Annotated in this window: 15 protein-coding genes; 6 read left to right on the top strand and 9 right to left on the bottom strand. The window is 52.4% G+C overall.

Going from position 1 to position 20,895, the window contains the following annotated elements; all coding sequences use genetic code 11:
* Positions 1–268 precede the first annotated feature (268 nt).
* Positions 269–2,761, top strand: a complete 2,493-nt coding sequence (locus U5L07_01125) for a M1 family metallopeptidase (protein ID MDZ7830334.1) — start codon at positions 269–271, stop codon at positions 2,759–2,761.
* On the opposite strand, the gene U5L07_01120 is transcribed toward U5L07_01125, so the two are convergent.
* The 3 genes from U5L07_01120 to U5L07_01110 form a co-directional block, all read right to left on the bottom strand.
* Positions 2,733–4,739 (bottom strand): response regulator, encoded by a 2,007-nt coding sequence (locus tag U5L07_01120; protein ID MDZ7830333.1) that lies wholly within the window; start codon positions 4,737–4,739, stop codon positions 2,733–2,735. The genes U5L07_01125 and U5L07_01120 overlap by 29 nt on opposite strands.
* Positions 4,724–4,987, bottom strand: a complete 264-nt coding sequence (locus U5L07_01115; GenBank protein ID MDZ7830332.1) for an Hpt domain-containing protein — start codon at positions 4,985–4,987, stop codon at positions 4,724–4,726. Before U5L07_01115 ends, U5L07_01120 begins: the two co-directional genes overlap by 16 nt.
* 151 nt (positions 4,988–5,138) lie before the next feature.
* On the bottom strand, positions 5,139–6,071 hold the full coding sequence (locus U5L07_01110; GenBank protein ID MDZ7830331.1) for a universal stress protein: 933 nt from the start codon (positions 6,069–6,071) through the stop codon (positions 5,139–5,141).
* 299 nt (positions 6,072–6,370) lie between these two features.
* Here U5L07_01110 and U5L07_01105 point away from each other — a divergent pair, with 299 nt between their 5' ends.
* The gene (locus U5L07_01105; GenBank protein ID MDZ7830330.1) at positions 6,371–7,381 is read left to right on the top strand and encodes a DUF4388 domain-containing protein; all 1,011 of its coding nucleotides are present in this window, start codon (positions 6,371–6,373) and stop codon (positions 7,379–7,381) included.
* Between the two features lie 326 nt (positions 7,382–7,707).
* Here U5L07_01105 and U5L07_01100 read toward each other — a convergent pair whose 3' ends face one another.
* The 3 genes from U5L07_01100 to U5L07_01090 all read right to left on the bottom strand — a co-directional run bounded on the left by U5L07_01100 (position 7,708) and on the right by U5L07_01090 (position 12,600).
* Positions 7,708–9,594: a PAS domain-containing sensor histidine kinase gene (locus U5L07_01100; GenBank protein ID MDZ7830329.1), complete on the bottom strand. Its 1,887-nt coding sequence runs from the start codon at positions 9,592–9,594 to the stop codon at positions 7,708–7,710.
* A gap of 67 nt (positions 9,595–9,661) precedes the next feature.
* The gene (locus U5L07_01095) at positions 9,662–11,542 is read right to left on the bottom strand and encodes a PAS domain S-box protein (GenBank protein MDZ7830328.1); all 1,881 of its coding nucleotides are present in this window, start codon (positions 11,540–11,542) and stop codon (positions 9,662–9,664) included.
* A 56-nt stretch (positions 11,543–11,598) separates the two neighbouring features.
* Positions 11,599–12,600: a nitronate monooxygenase gene (locus U5L07_01090; protein MDZ7830327.1), complete on the bottom strand. Its 1,002-nt coding sequence runs from the start codon at positions 12,598–12,600 to the stop codon at positions 11,599–11,601.
* A 346-nt stretch (positions 12,601–12,946) separates the two neighbouring features.
* On the opposite strand from U5L07_01090, the gene U5L07_01085 reads away from it, so the two are divergent.
* Positions 12,947–13,822 (top strand): radical SAM protein, encoded by an 876-nt coding sequence (locus U5L07_01085; protein MDZ7830326.1) that lies wholly within the window; start codon positions 12,947–12,949, stop codon positions 13,820–13,822.
* 117 nt (positions 13,823–13,939) lie between these two features.
* Here the strand turns inward: U5L07_01085 and yedF are convergent, their stop codons facing one another.
* Positions 13,940–14,545: a sulfurtransferase-like selenium metabolism protein YedF gene (yedF, locus tag U5L07_01080; protein ID MDZ7830325.1), complete on the bottom strand. Its 606-nt coding sequence runs from the start codon at positions 14,543–14,545 to the stop codon at positions 13,940–13,942.
* A 194-nt stretch (positions 14,546–14,739) separates the two neighbouring features.
* On the opposite strand from yedF, the gene U5L07_01075 reads away from it, so the two are divergent.
* Complete coding sequence (locus tag U5L07_01075) at positions 14,740–15,639, top strand: selenium metabolism-associated LysR family transcriptional regulator (GenBank protein MDZ7830324.1); 900 nt, start codon at positions 14,740–14,742, stop codon at positions 15,637–15,639.
* Here the strand turns inward: U5L07_01075 and U5L07_01070 are convergent.
* Positions 15,636–16,562 (bottom strand): polynucleotide 5'-hydroxyl-kinase, encoded by a 927-nt coding sequence (locus U5L07_01070; protein MDZ7830323.1) that lies wholly within the window; start codon positions 16,560–16,562, stop codon positions 15,636–15,638. The genes U5L07_01075 and U5L07_01070 overlap by 4 nt on opposite strands.
* Positions 16,563–16,851: 289 nt before the next feature.
* On the opposite strand from U5L07_01070, the gene ftsH reads away from it, so the two are divergent.
* Positions 16,852–18,792, top strand: coding sequence for an ATP-dependent zinc metalloprotease FtsH (gene ftsH, locus U5L07_01065; GenBank protein ID MDZ7830322.1), 1,941 nt, complete (start codon positions 16,852–16,854; stop codon positions 18,790–18,792).
* 30 nt (positions 18,793–18,822) lie between these two features.
* Here ftsH and U5L07_01060 read toward each other — a convergent pair whose 3' ends face one another.
* Positions 18,823–19,023, bottom strand: coding sequence for a hypothetical protein (locus tag U5L07_01060; protein MDZ7830321.1), 201 nt, complete (start codon positions 19,021–19,023; stop codon positions 18,823–18,825).
* Positions 19,024–19,587: 564 nt separating this feature from the next.
* Here U5L07_01060 and U5L07_01055 point away from each other — a divergent pair.
* Positions 19,588–20,874, top strand: a complete 1,287-nt coding sequence (locus U5L07_01055) for a cation diffusion facilitator family transporter (protein MDZ7830320.1) — start codon at positions 19,588–19,590, stop codon at positions 20,872–20,874.
* Positions 20,875–20,895: the final 21 nt, after the last annotated feature.

Below are 20,895 nucleotides of genomic sequence, written 5' to 3'. Positions count from 1 at the left end.
TTGAATACCGCTGAAGACGCCTGCCCTATCAGAAAGCTTTTAAAACAGCAACCATTCTCGGCCTGTATAAACAAATTTTAAATTTACTTTCGCACCGTCCTATTGTTATAATTTGGCATTTGGCGGATGCGCTATCGCTTATCCGCCCTACTGATTCGTACTCGTGATCGGTTTTTAATTTTTTCGACTACGATTACGAGTACGAGAACCGTCCCGCTTGCGCGGAACTGAGTACGAGACGTTATTTAAAAGGAGACCTGAACATTTTATGACACAAGACAGCCCCTTTTCGCCGCTTGGCTATCAAATTGAAATCGAACCCGACCTTTCGCGCAAGGATTTTACCGGCACCGTTCAGATCCATCTGCATGCGGACCAACCTTCGCAGATGATCGAACTGAACCTCCTGGACATCGCGGTCCGCCGCTGCGCCCTGATCCGATCCGATACGCTGGTTGACTGCCCGTTCACGGTCAATCCGGCGGATGAAACCCTCCGGATCGAGCTGCCAGAGCCTATGCACGGGGATATATCGCTTAAAATCGACTATCACGGCGAGATCAATCAGTCCATGGCCGGATTTTATCAAAGCCATTACACGGCGGACGGCCAGAAAATCCCCATTGCCGTCACCCAGTTCCAGGAGAGTGATGCGCGCCGGGCGTTTCCCTGCATGGACCATCCGGTCCACAAAGCTCGCTTTACGGTCAGCCTGATTGTCGATGCCCACTTGACCGCAATTTCCAATACGCCCATTGACGATCAAACCACCCTGGAAAACGGCAAAACAAAAATCACCTTTCAGCAGACCCCGCAGATGTCCACATACCTGCTCTTTTTCGGGGTCGGCGATTTTACGCATCGACCCGGCGCGATTGACGAGCGGGTTCGAATCGTCTGGCTGCCCGGAATGGCGGATGTGACGGAATACGGTCTGCAATTCGGGGAAAAGGCGCTTCAGTACTGTGAATCCTCTTTCGGCATCCCCTATCCCCTCCCCAAAATGGATCTCATCGCGGTACCGGATTTTGCCTTCGGCGCCATGGAAAACTGGGGCGCCATCACGTTCAGGGAAAATCTCCTCCTCTATGATCCGGAAATTACCAGTGCCGAGGCGGAAGAACGGATATGCGAGGTAATTGCCCATGAAATCGTACACCAATGGTTCGGCAACCTGGTCACGCCTTCGGACTGGCAGTACCTTTGGTTAAACGAGTCCTTTGCCACCTATTTCGGATTTGGCGTGGTGGACCATTATCATCCGGACTGGCAGATATGGGATGAATTTTTGGCGAGCCAAACCGCGCCGGCCATGGCCCGCGACGGCCTGACCGACACCTCAGCCATTGAAATCTCAGGCGGCAGCCATGTGGTAATAAACAGCAGCACCGCCCCCATCATTTACAGCAAAGGCGGAAGCGTGCTGCGACAGGTGGAAGGCTACCTGGGCAGCGAAGCCTTCCGGAACGGCCTCAACCATTACCTCAGCCAGCATGCCTACGACTGCGCGGCCAGCCAGGATCTCTGGATGGCGCTTGAAACGGTATCCGGCCAGCCCATATCAGAGATGATGCGCGCCTGGGTGTCCACCCCGGGCCACCCGCTGGTCATTGCCAGCCGCTCCAATGGCCGGCTGTGGCTTCAGCAGCAACAATTCACCTATATGAATAAAGCCTCGGATGCGGTGTGGCCGATTCCGCTCCTGATCCGGGTATTTGAAGCGGACGGCACCTCGCGCGTTGTGACGCAAATGATGGACACCCGGGAGATGCACCTTGATATCAGTCCCGATGCGGCAGCCTACAAGATCAATGACCGGCAGACCGGGTTTTACCGCACCGCCTATGACGATCCCCAGAATTTCGAGGCATTATGCCGTCTGATCCGCCGAAAACAGATCCCGGCAATTGACCGCTGGGGCATTGAAAACGATGTGTATGCCATGGTCAAGGCCCGGCAGTACGGAGTTGATCAATATCTTAACTTTATATCCGAGTTTTATGCGGAGGATACCCCCCTGGTACTCTCATCCGTGTTCAGCCATTTGTTTGAACTCTTTCTTTTGCTTCAAGGGCCGGCTCAGGAAAAAGCAGCCGGACAGGCCCGCCAATGGATTGCTGAGACCATCCAGCGCCTTGGCCTGGTGCCCGGGGATCAGGAACCGCACGGGCGGCTGCGGCTGCGCAGTAAGGCCTTGCAGATGGGAGCGTTTCTGGACATACCGGAGGTTATCACCGCCGGGTCGGCGCATTTCGAGCGTTTGTTAGATGGCGAAAAACTGGATCCGGATATCCGCCGGGCGGTTATGCAGACAGGTGCCCGGGCATCCGGGGACAAAGCCTATGAATGGTTTACCCGGCAGCTGGCCTCAGTTAGCAGCGAACAGGAACGAATCAACATTTTGATCGCCATGGGCTGCTTCAAAGAAAGCGAACAGATCCATAAGGCGCTGGCCTACATCATGGAAAAAACCCCGGCGCGCAACAAGTTCATCCCGGTGACCCAGATGGCCGGAAACCCGAATGCCATTCCCTTGCTCTGGGAGTGGTACACTAAAAGCTGCCCGGCGCTTAAAAACATTCATCCCTTGATCCATGAACGGATCATCGGGGCGATTATTCCGGCATGCGGTATGGATCGCCCGGATGCGGTGAAAGCATTTTTTGACAGCGCGTTTGACACTTCTGATCCGGCCGCACCGGTAATTCGAATGGCGTTTGAAAAACTTGAGATCAATCGGCGGCTGCGGGCGGCTGATTAAATTCCTTTAGCTCGTTTTTAACCGCCTGGCCGAGCTTATCCAAAGTAAACGGTTTTTTCAAAAAGGCGCCGGCGCCCAGCTTCTGGACTTCGAGAATCCGCTCGGTCTCTGAATAGCCGCTCACGATAAGGGTCTTTTGTTCCGCCCGGCTCTCAATAATTTTTCTGTATGTGTCAAGCCCGTCCATGCCCGGATCCATGATCATGTCCAGCACAATCAGGTCCGCGGACTGCTGTCCCAGAAATTTCACCGCCGCCTCGCCGCTGGATACCGTCTCCACGGTGTAGCCCAGGGCCGCCAGCATGCTGGAGGTGATCTCCCGCTGCTCCTTGACATCATCGATCACCAGCACCGACTCCCCGTTTCCCATGTAATCATCAATGGGCAGTACCTTCTCCGCATTCCGAATATTCCGGGTGGCCGGGAAATAGAGCGTGACGGTGGTCCCGGCCCCGGTTTGGCTCTTGATATCAATATAGCCGTGGTGATCCCGGACCGCGCCCCACACCACGGCCATCCCCAGGCCGGTGCCGCTTCTGCCCATTTTTTTCTTGGTGTAGAAGGGTTCGAATATATGCTCCAGATCCGTTGACGACATACCGGAGCCGCTATCCGAAATCCTGAGACAAATGTAGTCCCCCTCTGCAACGGTTTCATAGCCGTTAATGGGTCTGTCCACATAGCAGTTATGGGTTTCCACCGTAATCGAACCCTCATGTTCGATGGCTTCGGCGGCATTGGAAATCAGGTTCATGACCGTTTTTGACAGATGCACGGGCGAGCCCATTATATTGAAAAGATCTTCACCCAGACGGCAGCGGATAGCAACCTGCGGATGATAGGAGCGGAGCTTATGGCATTCCGGACTTTTCAGGTATTGTTCGATGATCTCGTTTAGGTTAACCGGCTCAATCTCCGCCACTCCTCTTCTGGCCAGGGTTAAGAGATCCTGAACGATGGTGACCGCCTTTTTGCCGGACTCCTGCATGGTCAGGATGGGGCCGCGCAAATCGCTGTCCTCGGCAACCTGCATCAACAGAAGATCCGGATAACTAACAATACCGGACAAAATGTTGTTTAAATCATGGGCCACCCCGCCGGCCAGTGTGCCCACGGCCTCCATTTTCTGTGCGCGCTGGAGCTGGGCCTCAAGATGCTTCTGATGGGTGACATCAGATAGAATCACCACAATGGAATCCTGGCCATCATCTTTGACCCGCACGAATTTCATTTCAACCAGCTTATTATTGACCATCGCCGGCTCATCAAGTGCCGCATGCTGCTGCGGTCCGCCGGTCATCTCCAAACATTCGGCAATGCGGTGATGATCTTCCGGACTAAAAAGCGTTATGAAATCAGTTGAAAGCAGCTCTTCCTCGGACACCCCAAGTATGGCAATGACCGCCTGATTGGCGTAAACGATGCGGTTGTTCCCGATCAGCTCCAGAAAGCCCTCGGAAATATGATCCAGGGTAATCTCGTAGTGCTTTTTGGAGGCCAGGAGTTCTTTGGTAATCTCACGCTCATAAATCTCGTCAGACCCCAGAACCTTGCCCCTTAACTCGGCGGCGCGCCCCTGTTCAAGATCTTTTATAATCCGCAGCACATGGGACGACATTTTATCAAACGGGCTCTTGGCGATTACCATATCCGCCTGGCAATCCTCTACATGGAGCTTTTCCTCGGCGGCAATGGCGGACATGACCACCAGGAAGGCATCCTTGAATCCGGGCATACTGCGGATGATCCGGCACAGCTTCTCACCGCTGATATTGGGCATGACCAGATCAATAAAAAAGATATCAATGGCCGCGGTCTGCATCACCTCAATCGCGGAAATCCCGTCTGAGGCGGTCAGCACTTCATATCCATGTTTTTCGAGTAAATTGGACATGAATTTCAACATCAGCGGATGATTATCCACCACCAGAACTTTCTTCATGCCCGCCTTTCCGGATTCTATCACCTGATCGCCCAAATAAACTCCTCAAGTAATGCGCAAAATTTACGGATTAACTGATCCGCCGCCTGCCACTGGCTGTTTCTAATGGCCGTTTCAATTTCACCGGCAATTTCTGAAAATTCCTCCAGCTTCATATTCAATGCCGCCCCTTTTAAGGAATGGGCAATAGCCGATGCCTCCGCGCGGGCATTAGCCGAAATTGCCGATTTCAAACTTTCCAGCTCGGCGTTGCTGGTATCAGCAAACAAACGGGCCAGGTCCATATATTCATCTTCTGTCAGCCCCAGTTCGTGCGCCAAAATTTTTAATCTCATGACATTCTGAACCCATCTGGCATGGATACCCCTTAACATAGATCCGGCCTGATATAAATTCTTTTTCCGGTGCAGTGCCCATCTTTCCGCTCATCAATGGTCACGGAACGATCCAAACCGCCCGATCCTGAATTTTCTGAACCATCGTCCCGGCCACCCGGCCCATGAATTGACTGGCACTCATCCCCCGCTTGCCGATCACTAGCGTTCCGAAATCGCCTTTATGCAGTTCTTCGACGATGGCGTTGGCCGGGGAAAGACGTTTTTCAATCTGCCGGAATTGGACCTGCGAATCCGTAAAGCCGGCATCTTTCAGCATATTCATCGCCTGAACCTGAAAGTCGGTCAAGCATCGCTGATCGGCATTTTCCATGGCCTGTTTGAGATTATCCGTTTCCATATCGCCGAGATCCATCTCACAGAAATCGCCAAAACGCGGTTTTACATGCAGAAGCTCAATTTTTGGCTCTTTAGTTTCGGACAAAATAAACACCGCATGGTCCAGGGCGCGCAGGGAATTGACCGACCCGTCCACGGCAATCAGCACATGGTCGGAAGCGACCATTCCATCCACCAGCCACACCGGAATCTGTTTCGCATGCGCCACCAGATTGGTCGTCACGCTGCCGACGAAGAACTCCTGAAATGCGGATATGCCGCGCCTTCCGATCAAAATCGTATCGTATCTGCCGGCCTCCGCCATCTGGATGATATCATCCGCCACCCCCGCCTCCCGCGGCGCGGTCTTTGTTTCGATACGTTCCGCCCCAATACCCGTTTCGGTTAACCGGGTTTTGCAATTCTCCAAAAGCTCAAGCGATGCCTGATGATTTTTCTGGCGGAGCGCTTCCAACTGCGACCTGGCCTTGGGTTTTGATCGCGCCTCCTCGACAAGATACTGGGAAATCATGGGCTGCACATGAAACAGCACAAAATCCATATTCTTTACCAGTCCCCCTGTTCGGGCGGCGTATTTTATGGCCTGCTTGGCGTGAACCGACTGATCCACAGCGATTAATATTTTCCTTCGCATCTGCTTCCTTCCTTTTCAGCCCCTAATGAAATCCCGCTGGTTCAGGGCCTCCATCCCTGTCATTGGGGCGTTTATCCTATCAAGCTTTGAAATATATCAATAAAATAAGATATTTTTATTTAAAAAAGCAAATGATTTATCCGCATCCCCGCCAAAAATGGCACTAATCATGAGCGCCTGTCCAATTTTGACTGACAGCTGTGTCAGATCGGTTGATTTTCCAGTCCGGATTATGTATGAAGGGGTGACCGCTAAACAGATAACATGCGCAATTCTAAACCCGCAGTCCCGGAGCCGGTATGACAATAAAGGGCAACCTGGAAACATTCTACCTGACCTCTCTTTTGCAGATGCTCAATTATGATCAAAAGACGGGGAAACTAACGATCAAGTCCGATACCAATGAGGTTCAGATATATCTGCACGAAGGGGATGTCGTATTTGCCACGGAGACCCAAAAAACCAATCGACTGGGCGATCTGCTAAAAAACAAAGGCATGATCTCGCAGCAGGTCCTCAATGAATGCCTGGCGTTCAGCCGCAAGAACAAACAGGGGTTGGGCAAAACCCTGGTTCAGCAGGGCCACATCTCCCTTGAAAAGCTAAACGCCTTTCTTTTAAAACAGGCAGAAAACACGATCTATAATGTGTTCCTATGGACTCATGGGGAATTTGAATACCAGGACGAGGATCTAAACCTGAAAGGCGTGGTGGGAAACAAATTAAACACCATGAACCTGCTGCTGGAGGCATCCCGGCGGGTTGATGAAATTGAAATTTTCAAGAAACAGATTCCCAATGAAGCCGGCATCATAAAAATTGCCGGCAATACGGATCAGAGCGGGGGCGATATCAAGCTGAATCCGGATGAGTGGCGCATTCTGTCCCTGATTGACGGAAAATCCACCGTTCGGCAAATAATTGACAAAAGCGGACTTGATGACTTTACCGCCTACAAGCATTTGAATTCGTTGATCGCCTCGGGAAGGGTTGAGGTCAGCCAGCCCAAATCAAAAAACGAACTGGCCGAAGAAGCGGTCAGCCAGCTAAGCCGGGTTGACTCCCGGCAATTCAGAGCGGCGCTTGATGATCTGGGGCTTAAGCGCTCCAGTATTCTGCGGATCGCCCTTACCCGAATTTTCCGCGATGCGGCGGATGAAGCGCAGATCCAGGCGGCAGCCAAAGAAGAAGCCGGAAAAATTACCGATCCCAAAGAAAGCGCCGCTTTATACAGGCTCACCGAAGAAAACCCCGTGCCGTTTATGCAGGAGATGATCGAGCTGCTGTGGCATACAGTAAATAAGAAATGAAGGAACTGATCGTACTCGGGGAATTTAAAGGCCGATTACGAGCACGAGTACGAATCATAAGTTACTTTCTGCAAAAATTCCGCCGTGGCGGCATAAACCGCTTCCAAGGAACTCAATACTATATATTGTTATTCCGGACCTTTCCGCTACTGTCATTCCGAGGAACGATAGTGACGAGGAATCTTATTGTAAAGATTTCTCGCTGCCGCTCGAAATGACAGTATGGACGGGTTTTGAGCGCCTTTTTGAGTTACTTTCTGCAAAAATTCCGCCGTGGCGGCATAAACCGCTTTTTACGAAGCCGTCAACCTTTAAGCCCGAGCGTTTTAATTGCTGAGCTTATCCCCTATTGGCACCTCAACCATAATCGCCGTGCCGGCGCCGGGCCTGGAATCAATGGCAAAACTTCCGCCCAGATGCTGCATTTTTTCCCGGATGTCAAAAATGCCGAACCCCTCATAGGATGCGGCCTCCGTGTAAAGATTCTCCCCATCAAACCCGATCCCGTCGTCTTCAACATCCATAGTGATCAGATGACCGGCATTATTCAAACTGATCCGGATCTCCTTGGCGCGGGCATGCTTTACCGTATTTTGGATCAGTTCATTTAAAACGCGATACAGAATAATTTTAATTTCATCGTCAATTTTATCCAGGTCCCCGGAAAACCAAGTCTTAACCGGAATACCATATTTTGTCCCAACCGATCCGGCAAGGGATGTCAATGCCTCCTCAAGACCGAAATCATATAAAACCGGCGGACTCAAATCAAACGTCAGGGACTTGGTATCCCTGATCACCTTCTGAATCTGGCCCTTAATCTCCCTGACCCGCTGCAGTTGTTCTGCCTCTCCTATTTTATTCTCAAGCGCGTTGAGCTGAAGCTGGGCGGCAAAAAGCTCCTGGCTGACGCTGTCATGAAGCCGGGATGCCAGCATTCGCCGCTCGTTTTCCTGGGTTTTGGAAAGCTGGATGGAAAGGGATTTGAGCTTGGCCTGATACTCCAGGAGTTTGGCTTCAATCCGCTTCATTTCGGTGATATCGCTTAAAACAACATTGGTCCTGTGCGGCTCGCCCGCCAGATACGTCCGGCTGGTGTTGAGCAGGACCCATCGCATATCCCCGCTTTTGGTAATCACCTGATAGATGACATCCGGCGAAATGCTTTCACCGGCCAGCAGCCGGTTGTAGCGGACCGTATAATTTTTTCGGCTCTCTTCGGTCATCATATCAAAAACGGTCATGGACATGATCTCTTCCCGGGTATAACCGGTGATATCAGACAGGACATCGTTAAAGCTCTCCATTCTGCCGGTTTTGATATCGATCTCCATGATCGCGGCTTTGGCGTGCTCCACCACCTGGCGGTAGCGCTGTTCGCTGGCCTTTAACTCCTGTTCCGCGGCCATTTTTTCATTAATCAGGCGATCGATCTCAAACTTGACATAGCCAATCGCTTCAAAAACCTGGTTAATGGATTGATCCCCGGATTTTGATTTTGAGCCCGCAGCCGGCAATACCCCCTCATGCTGCCAATCAATTGATTGAATATAGTCAAGCAGGCGCTCCGCGTATTGCCGGGTGAGCGCCTGGTTGAAACGACTGAGCAGCCTCAGGGAAACCGCCTTAAATTTATTTTTAATCCCGGCGGCAAGCGCTTTTGAAAAATCCGGAAGGGTCGCGTAAATGGAAAACCGGTTCGGAATGGTTACTGAAAAGGCGCTTTTACCGGAAGGCGGCGGCGACCCCAAAGGGGCCTGATCGATGATCTGCATGGCCACGCTGATGGCCTGGGAATAATCAGAAACCGCATAAAGCGGGGCATCGAAAAACTGCAGCCGCGTGGCCAGATGATAACTGATTTTAAACAGCGGGGGCATATTGTAAAGAACGCCGGCCAGAATCTGACGGTGATCCTTGAAATAGTCAACGTACTGTTTCCTGGCGTCGGTTTCCGCCCCGTTCACATCCGAATAATCCTCAATTAAAACCACATTTTTCTCAGAATTGAAATTTTCGGATAAAAAGCGGTCAATTAATGATAAGGAATCCGTTATATCAACAGCGCGCACATATCCGGTCGCTTTGACCAGAAAAATCCGCTCCCCGAGTTTGGCCATCTCAACCCGGTAGCTGCTGCCCGCACGCCGGCTGACAGGAACCTCCGGGCATGAGACGGGCAATCCGGTGACCGGACAGTGCTCAGCAGTCATATACCAGGCAGCATGATTTCTTGATTGTTTAGCCATTTGGGATTAAGCCATATATATTTGAGTTTTATTAAAATCTCGCCCGGGCTTTTTCAGCCGGACAAGCCGGCAATGGCAGCCGCATCAGGACACGGGTCCCGGCGTTGGGGGCGGTTTCAATTTCCAGAATACCGCCCATATGCTGCAGCTTTTCCCGGATATCAAACAAGCCGAATCCATCATCCCCCTGGGCAGGGGTTTTTATATGATCCCCATCAAAACCAATGCCGTTGTCCCTGAAATCAACCTGCAGCAGCCCGTCCTGATGATCCATTGAAATAAAAATCGTATTCGCGCCGGCATGCTTCAGGGTGTTGCTGAACAATTCACTGATACTGCGGTAAAGGATAATATTTCGGTCCATATCAGAGCGGTCAATTTCCCCGGAAAACCGGGTATGCACGGATATGCCGTGCGCGTTTTCCATTGATCGGCCCAGCGCCTCGATGGCTTCCTTCAGCCCGTAATCATATAAAATCGGCGGGCTCAAATCAAATGTCAGGGTTTTGGTATCCTTAACGATTTTCTGAATCTGGTCCCGGATTTGATTCAGTGCTTTTTGCTGATTACTGTCCGCCGCATGTCCGGCCACGGTATTTAACTGCAGCTGCGCCACAAAAAGCTCCTGGCTGACGCTGTCATGCAGCCGGGAGGCCAGCTTCCGGCGCTCGGTCTCCTGGGTCTTGGAGAGCTGGATGGAGAGCCCTTGAAGCTTGGCCTGATACTCCAGGAGTTGGGCTTCAATCCGCTTCATTTCAGTGATATCGCTTAATAGCACACTCGCCTTTTCCGGCCGCCCGTCACTAAAAATGATCCGGGTATTAAGCAACACCCACTTATATTCGCCGGATTTGGCAATCATCTGATAGACCATATCAGAGCCTATCGTCCCGCCGGCAGCCAGTGTTTGGAATCGATTTTCATAGACCTCTCGGCTGTCCTCGGTCATCAGATCCAGCGGGTTCATGGCGAGCATTTCATCCTTTGAATATTCGGTAATCTCAAGCAGGGCCTCATTTAAAGAAAGAATCCGCCGGGTGGCAAAATCAAACTCAAAAATGCCGGCCCGGGCATGCTCCACCAGCTGCCGGTAGCGCGCCTCCCTTTCCTTTAGCTCCTGCTCCGCCTGAAGGCGCTCCTGGATCAGCCGGTCGACTTCGGATTTGATGAACCCGATGGCATCAAATACCTGCCGGATTTCAGGGTTATTATAGGGTTGGGGAATTTCCAAATCATCCCCTTGGTTATCCCAATTAATGGCGGCAATATATTTGAGCAGGGCCTCGGAATAATGCCGGGCAAAGGAGCGATTTAAAAAAAAGAGGCAGGAGAGCCGCCATCGTCTGAGTTTGGATAGAAGGCGATGAAATCTGGTGCTTAGTTCTGAAAGAGCAGATTTTAAAGGCGGCTGCGAAAATGGCGGCCTGTCGGTCGGAACCCCATGCGCCACGCCACTCTGATCAAAAACTTCTAAAGCCCGCGCAACCGCGTCGGCATAGGTGTTCTCAGCATACAATTCTTTTTTGTAGACTTGGAATCGCCTGGCCAGATTAAAGCTGATCCGGAACAGAGGGGAAAGTTGATAAATAATTCCCCCGAGCAAAAAAGGACTGTTTTTGAAATAAGCCACATATTTTTTTCTTGCTTCAGCATCCGCCCCCTCAATTTCCGCAAAATCCTCAATGACGAATAGATCATTTTTTCCCTGGAAATAAGTTTTCTGATAGGCATCGAAAAAAGTCAGAAACTCATCTTCATCTTCCGAGCGCATATAGCCGGTGGTTTTAATCAGAATGATCCGGTCGCCCAGGGTGGCTAACGCCATTGTAAAATTGCTTCCCGGCTGCTGCCCGGCAAAGTATTGGGGATTACTAACCGGCAGCCCGGAAACCGGACATTTAGATGTTTCCATGAACCAGGCGAATTTTCGAGCAGATTGATTCAGCATTTAAAAAAAATCAGTTTCGGTTAAACAAAGGATTTAAGCCCGGATTCAAGCGCCTCCCTGGCCTCTCCCACCATACGATCAATCAGTTCGGCAACCGCGGGAATGTCATTGATCCGGCCGACAGACTGGCCGATGGTGAGCATGGCCTCCTCCGCGTTGCCGTCCTTCCAGACCTTCCTGGCCCGTTCCCCGGAGATCAGGGGCAGAAGCTCGCTCAAGTCTCCGCCGCGCGCCTCGATTTCAGCGATTTGATCCATGATTTCATTCCGAAGCGCCCGGATCTGCAAACCGAATCCCGCCAGCAGGGTCTGGAGCTGGAGCACGGTATCGGACTCGCCCTTGTCCATCAGCACCTGATAGATATTGGAGTGCACGGCGCTCTCCTTTGTCGCCAGAAACCGGGTCGCCATCATAATGCCGTCCGCGCCCAGGGCAAGGGCGGCCGCCAGGCTTTTGCCGTCCGCCATTCCGCCGGCGGCCAGCATGGGCAGGTTTACCGCCTCCCGCACTTTAGGCACCAGCACCATGGTGGAGACATTATCCTTATGCGGAAATCCGCCCTCTTCAAAACCGGCTATGGTTATGGCATCATAGCCCACCTTCTCAGCATGAACTGCGTGCTTAACCGTTCCCACCTTGTGGAGCACCTTGACGCCGGCCTCCTTGGCCAGGGGAATGAATTCAGCCCCCAGAAAGGTATCCACCGGTGCGCCGGCGATTTCAATGGCCGTGACCTGTTTCTCACAGCAGACCCGGAAAAAATCCTGCAGAAGCTCGGTGGGCAACCGGATGGAGGGCATGGTGGTTATATTTACGATAAACGGCTTATCGGTTAAACTTCGCGTCTGATCAATGGCCGCGCGCAGTTCATCCGCTGAGTTGTAGTTGCCGGAGGTGAGGTTGCCCATGGCGCCGGTATTGCTGATGGCCGCTGCCAGCTCCGGTGTGGCGATCCAGAGCATGCCGCCGCACTGGATGGGGTATTCGATGCCGAAGAGATCGGTAATGCGCGTTTTAATCATGAGATTCCTTTACTTGATGCTGATGTCGTTTTATTATCAGGCGAGGACATATCTGTTTATAATTTTATTTTATTATCATAGGGGTGAGATGTTGGCAAGTTGAAGGTTGGGGCGCTCACGGTGAATTTGTTATGGCGAACAACCCCATAACCATAGGGCTGTTCGCATGTAAGGTCGGCACGGTGGCCGACCCTACAAAATGTCTGCATTGTCGCGTAGGGCGGGCCACCGTGCCCGCCTGAAAAATAGATAGAACAAATTTACCGTATTGGGACGCCATCTTTTGGGAGTAAGAGCAAGAGCAAGAGTAAGATTAAGACGAACTGTATAGGGGGTATAATAAAGAATGCGGTATGAGGGACCGATATACCGGCCGCCCAGCGAGGCGGATTCGCTGCTGATCCAGGCCACTGCGGGCTGTCCGCACAACCGGTGCACCTTCTGCATGGTGTATAAAAACGGACCGCGGTTCAGGGTCCGGCCGTTGGCAGATATTCAAGAGGATCTGGATGAAGCCAAAAGGCGCTATGGCGAAGGCGTTCGACGCATTTTTCTGCCGGCGGGAAACACCATTGCCATGAAAACCGATCAGCTTTGCCGGGTCTGCGAATATGCCCGCATGCTTTTTCCGGCGCTGGAGAGCATCACGGTCTACGGCTCATCCCGGTTTATTTTTCAGAAAGGGCCGGATGATATGAAGCGGCTGGCCGCCGCGGGGCTTACAAGAATCCATGTGGGGCTTGAATCCGGGGATGATGAAACCCTTAAGCACATTAAAAAAGGGACCACCAAAAAGGAGCAGATCGCGGCGGGGCGATATGTGACAGAGGCCGGCATGGAGCTCAGCGAATACGTAATGCTTGGCATCGCCGGCACCGGGCGCTCCCGCGAGCACGCCATAGAAACCGCGGATGCCTTAAATGCCATCAATCCCCATTTTATCCGGCTTCGGACGTTTGTCCCCAAAATCAACACCCCGCTGTTGGAGGAAATCCAGGAGGGCGCATTTGAAATGCCGGGGCCGCACGGCGTATTGGCGGAAACCGCCCGAATCATCGAAAACCTGACGGTTTCCTCAAACCTGGCCAGTGATCATTATACGAATTATATCAATCTCGAAGGCCGGCTGCCCGAAGACCGGGCGCGTTTTCTCGAAATCCTGGCAGCGGCCCTTAAACGCGATGAATCCGAATTCCGGCCGTTTTTTATCGGCACCCAGTAACACAAACCCCAAGCATCAGGAATCAGCCTTGGCCACCATGAGATCGGCATGACCGCTGAAGACGGCAGCTTCACCCCCCTTCGCCCGGGCATGCATGTGGAAATCAAATAAAAAAAGTTATATATTGATGACCTTATCCGCCGCCTGCATGGCGGTTACGATATCGAGCATATTGGTGGTCTCGCCCACCCGCTTTTGATCCAGCAGATCAAAATGGGTCAGGCAGGTGCCGCACACCATGATATGCACGCCGTCGGATTCGAGGTTTTTCAGCACATCCAGCACCTCTGAATCGATCACCGCCAGCTTAACCCCGTTATTGACAAACACCAGCCGCCACAGCTCATCGCCCATCTCGCCGATGGTTTTTAGAAAATTGATCATGAGTTTCAGGCCGAGTTCATCATCACCGTATCCCATCCGATCCGTGGAAACCATGACCATGATCTTCTTGTCGCCGCCACCCGCGTCCTTTTCCGGCGCGGTCAAGGTTTCAGTCTTTTCGCCGCCTTCGCCGCGAACCCCGGTCAATTTGAACTCTGCGCCCTTGGTTTCCACAGTCACCGTATAGGACTGGGATTCCAGAAACCGGGTGACATTCTGGCTCGATGCCTCGTTGTCAACGATTACGCAGATTTCCCCGGGCTGATTGCTTTCTATGGCTTCCTTGGTCATTAAAACCGGCGACGGGCAGGCCAGTTTTCTGGCGTCAACTTGGGTCATCGATTCTCCTTATATTAAATACGCTATAAAATTGTTGCTGTTTTACCCACAAAACATATATTTTAAATACAGATAAATCAAATTGCCTTTTTCTATATATTTTTGATATTTGATTCAAAAAATCGATATTAACTTTAGGACGATAATTTCCCTATTGTCGCCTTTAAAATTATTTCAAATATTTGCGGGGTATCATGGATTTATGGCATCTAACCATATTTAAAAAGGTTGTGGACACAAAAGGCTTTTCCAGTGCCGCCCGGGCCATCAACCTGACCCAGCCAACCGTCAGCAGTCATATCAAAGAGCTTGAAAATCATTTCAACTGTCAGCTGGTCGATCGCATCGGGCGGGCCACGGTGCCGACAAAAGCCGGGGAGCACCTATACACCTATGCCACCAAACTTTTAACCCTTTATGAGGAAACCGAATCCGCAATGGCCGAATTTCTCGGAAACATCCGGGGGCGGCTTTCCATCGGCGGCAGCACCATTCCGGCCGGCTATATTCTGCCCAGAATAATCGGGGCCTTTCTCGGGCAGCATGGAAATGTTCAGATCGCCTTAAACAGCGGGGATACCGAACAGATCATTCAGGACGTGCTCGAATACCGGCTTGAACTGGGCATTGTGGGCGCCCGCTCGGACCACAGACGGATTGCCCAGACCGAGCTGGTAAGTGATAACATGCGCCTGATTGTGCCGGCGGATCACAAATGGGCCGCAAAAACCCGTATCGAAATGGATCAGCTCTTTGATGAGCCGTTTATTATCCGGGAAAAAGGCTCCGGCACGTTAAAGTCGCTGGAAAAAAGCCTGGCCAGGGCCGGCCGCACCCCGAGCGCCTTAAACGTGGTGGCGGAATTCGGGAGCACGGCCTCGGTTATACAGGGCATCAAAAACCGGGTGGGGGTTTCTGTGATTTCGCAGATTGCCGTGGCGGATGACTTGAATGCCGGCACGCTGAAGGCGCTTTCCGTCAAGGGGCTGGATCTCTCCCGGTACTTTTATCTCACCCGGCACCGCAACCGGACCCCGTCGCCCTTGTGTGACGCGTTTATTAAGTTTATTAAGTCCCAATACGGAAAGCTTTAAAATTTTTTGCCGGCCGGATAGGTCAGCGCATGCTGAAATGTTGCGGGATCAAGCACAACGTCCCCGATCTGAATGCTGGCTGCTTGCCCCGCGAGATTTTCGGTTAAGGGAGAAAAAACGGTCACGGTCCGCGCAGGGATATTAACCCCCTGAACAATTCCCAGACCAAGGGTGAATCCGTTTTTATCCTCAAAAGCGAGCAGCCGGTCCTTATCAAACCGGGGATACGGGAATACCCCGTAGCCGGGCCAATAAAAATCTTGAAGTACGGCCCGCTTAAAATACCGGCGAAAACTATTTTCCCGATAACTCTGCCGCTCCATATAATCCCGCTCGCGAACCGCCGGTGCAGCCGGCATGTCAATCACCGAAACGCGCTTTCCAATGCGAAGCGGCCGTATCCATGATTCAAGTTCCCTTTCTTTTTGCAGAACAATCAAAACCGAAGGCTGCAAGAGGTCAATTTTTGAAAGTTTCAGCCGCACCCCGCCTTTTTCCGGATCGACCAGCCCCGAGGTGTCCATGATGATCAATCCGTCGGAGATTTCCCGGGCTTTTTGAAGCAGGCGGCCGCAGCCGGAAAGCATCTGAAGCATATGCCCGGCCGGGGTGGTGGCGCCCACGAACCAATGCCGGATGCGCTGCCTGATTTCCTGGTTGCGCAAACCTTCAAACATCCCCAGGCTGATGGTGGTCGGCGGTCCCAGGCGGCTCTGACCCGGATCCGCATCCAGGGCCGCAGCTTTTCCGTGCATTGCAATGGAGCTGCTCAGGAGATACCGAAAAAGGGTGGTCTTTCCGGTATCCACACCCCCCACGAGCATGATCAGTCCGGACATGCGGGAGAGATCCAGCCCCTCCCATTCGGGCGGAACAGAAATCCCTTCGGTTAGTTTTTCCTCGTCAAGCCGGTGAATCGGCATTGCCCTTCCCTGTACGCTGCCTGCAAGCTTTTTGCCCGAACGGTCGGCGCGGTGGCCGACCCTACGACGGGCGGGTTTTCCCCTTGCGTAGGGCAGGCCACCGTGCCTGCCTGAAAAACATAACAAATTTATCCTGCCCCCTAATGACGGAGAATTTGAAAATCACTTGATATGTTGTTAGATTATCAATTTAAATCAGAAAAAGTTTGAGCGCCAACAAAATACCGCTTAGGTTAATAAATAGAAATCCTAAATATCGGAAAACGAAATCTCATACGGAGTTCTTCATATGGCCAATCAACAACCGCACGGCAGCCCGGACAATCAGCCACAGGGACAGCAGCAACAGCCCTTATTCCAGCAGAATATGCAGCCTACCTGGGTAAGGCTTCTATGGTTTGCCGTATTGTTGATGGCCATCCTCTACGTCACCCAGACGCTGATGAACCCCCAGGTAAAAACCATCCCGTACAGCCAGTTCAAGAGCAAGGTGCGGGCGGGTGAGGTGGCTGAAGTCACGATGCAGGGCCACCAGATTACCGGCCAATACAGATCCGATGAGGCCGAGTCCGGGGATAAAAGCAAACAAAGCCCCGAATCAGTCTATTTTGAAACCGTAGCCCCGGAAATGCAGGACGCGGAACTGATCGGCCTGCTCGAGAAAAACGGGGTCACGATTAAAGCCAAATCCACAAAGCAATCCTGGTTTGTGAATTTGCTGATCGCCATACTGCCCTGGGTCATCATTATCGGCGCATTTTTCTATTTTTCCCAAAAAATGCAGGAACGCATGGGCGGCGGAGCCGGCGGCGGTATTTTCGGGTTCGGCAAATCCAAGGCCAAGCAGTTTGAGAAATCCATGAGCGATATTCAGTTCGACGATGTGGCCGGCCTTGAAAACACCAAAAAGGAGCTTCAGGAAATCATCGGCTTTCTCAAAGACCCGGATCAATATCGTTCCCTCGGCGGAAAGCTGCCCAAGGGCGTGCTTCTTGTCGGCCCGCCCGGCACCGGCAAGACACTTATGGCCCGGGCGGTGGCCGGTGAAGCGGAGGTGCCGTTTTTCTCCATCAGCGGCTCCGAATTTATAGAGATGTTCGTAGGCGTCGGCGCCTCAAGGGTGCGGGATATGTTTGATAACGCCAAGCAGGAATCCCCGGCCATCATATTTATTGATGAGATCGATTCCATCGGCCGGGTGCGGGGCACCGGCGTGGGCGGCGGCCATGATGAACGGGAGCAGACTCTGAACCAGATTTTAAATGAAATGGACGGCTTCTCGCCCCAGGAATCCGTGGTGGTCATGGCAGCCACCAACCGGCCGGATGTGCTTGATCCCGCGCTTACCCGGCCCGGCCGCTTCGACCGCCAGGTTAGCCTTGAACTGCCCCAGAAAAACGCGCGCATCGCCATCTTAAAGGTTCATACCAAGGATGTGACAACAGGCGATGACGTAAATCTTGAAACCATAGCCAACCGCACCGTCGGCTTTTCCGGGGCCGAGCTTCAGAACCTGGTGAATGAGGCCGCCCTTCTGGCTGCCCGCAAAGGCAAAGAAAAGGTTGAGGCCGAGGATTTCGACCAGGCCCGGGATAAGATCCTTATGGGCATTGAGCGCGAAGACCTGATCAACGAGGATGAAAAAGAGGTGATCGCCTATCATGAGGCCGGCCATGCCATGATGTCCATGCTGCTGCCGGGTGCGGATCCGCTGGAGAAGGTCACCATTATTCCGCGCGGCCGGGCGCTTGGGGCTACTGAACAGATTCCCGAAGAGGACCGCTTCAACCTGACCCGGCAGTACCTGCTGGACCGCATCACCGTCATGCTCGGCGGACGCGCCGCGGAACAGGCCCGATTTTCCGATGCCACCACCGGCGCCGGCGATGACCTGCAGAAGGCCACCCAGATCGCCCGCCGTATGGTTACCCAGTGGGGCATGAGCGAAAAGGTTGGATCCGTTGCTTTTCAGTACGGCTCCTCCCATCCGTTCCTTGGCAGGGAACTCGGCTCCCAGAAGGATTTCAGTGAAGAGACGGCAAAAATTATTGATGACGAGATCCGGCGTTTGATTTCCGAATGCCTGAACAAGGCGGTGGATGCGTTAAAAGAACACCAGCAGGAACTCGATGCCCTGGCCCAGGCCCTTCTGGAGCATGAGACCCTCTCCAAAGATGAGGTGGAGGAGATCATCGGGAAAAAGAAGGCGACGGCAGAGTCGGCCAATTAGCCGCACCCGCGCGCTGGCGCCTGTCAGCGGCTAAACAAGTTCCCAGTAAGTGCCGTCAAAGCGCAGGCGATAGACGCGGCCGTCATCGCCCAGTACCTTGAAATAGCGGTAATCGGGATCATGCCAGCGCGAATTTACGGATCGGACCCGGATTTCCCGGTCCCCAATGATCAGCGATCGGGGGGTTTCTTCGCCGCGATAGCCGGCGTAACATGTGACGGAAACCTTCATATCACGGACATTTTACCGATTTTTCAAAAGGACACAAGGTCAGTGATATCGGCTCATGAATCTGAATAATATATGTCGTTATTCCAGAAAATTCCGCTGATGTCATTCCGAGGAGCGTCAGCGACGAGGAATCATGTCATTCCGAGAAACGAAAGTGACGAGGAATCTTAGATTTCTCGCTGCTGCTCGAAATGACCGTATGGATGGATTTTGGGCGCTTTTCAGAGTCACTTTCTGGAGAAATATCGTCCCAGCGTAGCGCAGGCCACCGTGCCTGCCCGAAAAACAGAACAAATTTACCGTAAGGTTTTGCGAGTTCACTCTTTGCGGGGCGCCGATTTTTTGCTATAGGCTGTTTTGTTTAGATTAAGAGTAAGATTGATGAACTCGTAAAAAGTCGATTTTGGGACGGCAAAGAAAAAAGTTCAAGATCGCGGCGCGCAAATCCCGAGGAATGCAGCGTACTTACTCGTACGTGAAATTCCGAGGGATGCAGCGCAACAAAGATATTGGACTTTTTACGAAGCCGTCAAGATTAAGACGTGTTAACAACGGACGCATTTAATGTTTGAATCCACCCAATTCACAGATGCCACGGACAAAGAAGCCCGCCAGATCCAGAAGGTGGTTCTCTATGCGTTCTTGCTCAATATCGGTCTGGCCGCACTAAAAGGCATACTGGCCGTTGTTTCCGGGAGCCTGGCCGTTACCGCCGGCGCCATTGACTCCCTCACCGATGCGTTTGCCTCAGTGGCGGTTTTCGCCGGGGTCAAACTGTCCACCAAGCATTTTAAAAATTTCCCGCTGGGGCTTTATAAAATTGAGAACATGATCTCGGTGATCGTGGCGCTCTTTATCCTGTTTGTGGGCTATGAAATTGCGCGCCAGATTTTTCTGGATGCCGGCGCACCGCCGCCTGAGATATCCCTGTGGGTTGTGGGCCTCTTAGCTTTTGCCACCCTTGTGACCTTTATGTTCGGCCAATACGCCCTGCATCTGGGCCGCAAAACCGAATCCCCCACGCTGATTGCCGAAGGCCATCACCGCCAGGCGGATGTTTTATCCTCCCTGGTGGTGTTTTTATCTGTTCTGCTCAATTATTTCGGGCTCAACTTCACCATTTTTGGATTGGGCATCGATCATATGGCGGCCTGCATTGTGCTGGTATTTATCGCCGTTGCGGCCTGGCGACTCCTGTCAGACGGCATGCGCGTGCTGCTGGATGCATCGGTGGATACCAAAACCCTGGACACGGTTCGCGAAATCATCTCCGAAGAGCCGGCGGTAATTAATATTAAAACCCTGGTCGGCCGCAATTCCGGAAGATTCCGATTTATCCAGGCCTCCATCACCCTTCGCACCGGTGACCTCAAAAAAGCCCACGATATAAGCAGCCGCATCGAGGGAGAAATCCATGACCGGGTCCCGCATGTCGGCCGGATCATGATCCACTATGAGCCGGAAACCTCCGGCTACCGCCGCATCGCCGTCCCCATGGCGGACACGGACAATACCATCAGCGCGCATTTCGGCGAAGCCCCCTATTTCGTCATATTTACCCTGGACACCACCCGGCGCCAGATTCTTGAAAAGCGATTTGAAAAAAACCCCTACCTCAGCCAGACCCACGGTAAAGGCATACAGGTGGCTGAATGGCTGGTTACCCATCATCACATCGATGAATGCATCGTCAATTCAGACATCAAGCACAAGGGGCCGAGCTATGTCTTCGCCAATGCCGGCGTTAACTCAAAGGTTGTTGAAACGGACAACCTAAACACTGTGGTGCAGACTTTCTTTCAAAGCGCCGGCCAAACCGAAAGTATTGCAGAAAAACCTGTTGGCATGTAAATCTGACGGCTTCGCAAAAAG

Source organism: Desulfobacterales bacterium (assembly GCA_034520365.1).
Classification (GTDB): Bacteria; Desulfobacterota; Desulfobacteria; order Desulfobacterales; family Desulfosalsimonadaceae; genus M55B175.
This window is presented reverse-complemented; position numbering and strand designations above follow the sequence as displayed.

Coding starts and splice junctions, on each gene's coding strand:
- U5L07_01125 (MDZ7830334.1), top strand. CDS start 269: ATGACACAAGACAGCCCCTTTTCGCCGCTTGGCTATCAAATTGAAATC.
- U5L07_01115 (MDZ7830332.1), bottom strand. CDS start 4,987: ATGGACCTGGCCCGTTTGTTTGCTGATACCAGCAACGCCGAGCTGGAA.
- U5L07_01110 (MDZ7830331.1), bottom strand. CDS start 6,071: ATGCGAAGGAAAATATTAATCGCTGTGGATCAGTCGGTTCACGCCAAG.
- U5L07_01105 (MDZ7830330.1), top strand. CDS start 6,371: ATGACAATAAAGGGCAACCTGGAAACATTCTACCTGACCTCTCTTTTG.
- U5L07_01100 (MDZ7830329.1), bottom strand. CDS start 9,594: ATGACTGCTGAGCACTGTCCGGTCACCGGATTGCCCGTCTCATGCCCG.
- U5L07_01095 (MDZ7830328.1), bottom strand. CDS start 11,542: ATGGAAACATCTAAATGTCCGGTTTCCGGGCTGCCGGTTAGTAATCCC.
- U5L07_01090 (MDZ7830327.1), bottom strand. CDS start 12,600: ATGATTAAAACGCGCATTACCGATCTCTTCGGCATCGAATACCCCATC.
- U5L07_01085 (MDZ7830326.1), top strand. CDS start 12,947: ATGCGGTATGAGGGACCGATATACCGGCCGCCCAGCGAGGCGGATTCG.
- yedF (MDZ7830325.1), bottom strand. CDS start 14,545: ATGACCCAAGTTGACGCCAGAAAACTGGCCTGCCCGTCGCCGGTTTTA.
- U5L07_01075 (MDZ7830324.1), top strand. CDS start 14,740: ATGGATTTATGGCATCTAACCATATTTAAAAAGGTTGTGGACACAAAA.
- U5L07_01070 (MDZ7830323.1), bottom strand. CDS start 16,562: ATGCCGATTCACCGGCTTGACGAGGAAAAACTAACCGAAGGGATTTCT.
- ftsH (MDZ7830322.1), top strand. CDS start 16,852: ATGGCCAATCAACAACCGCACGGCAGCCCGGACAATCAGCCACAGGGA.
- U5L07_01060 (MDZ7830321.1), bottom strand. CDS start 19,023: ATGAAGGTTTCCGTCACATGTTACGCCGGCTATCGCGGCGAAGAAACC.
- U5L07_01055 (MDZ7830320.1), top strand. CDS start 19,588: ATGTTTGAATCCACCCAATTCACAGATGCCACGGACAAAGAAGCCCGC.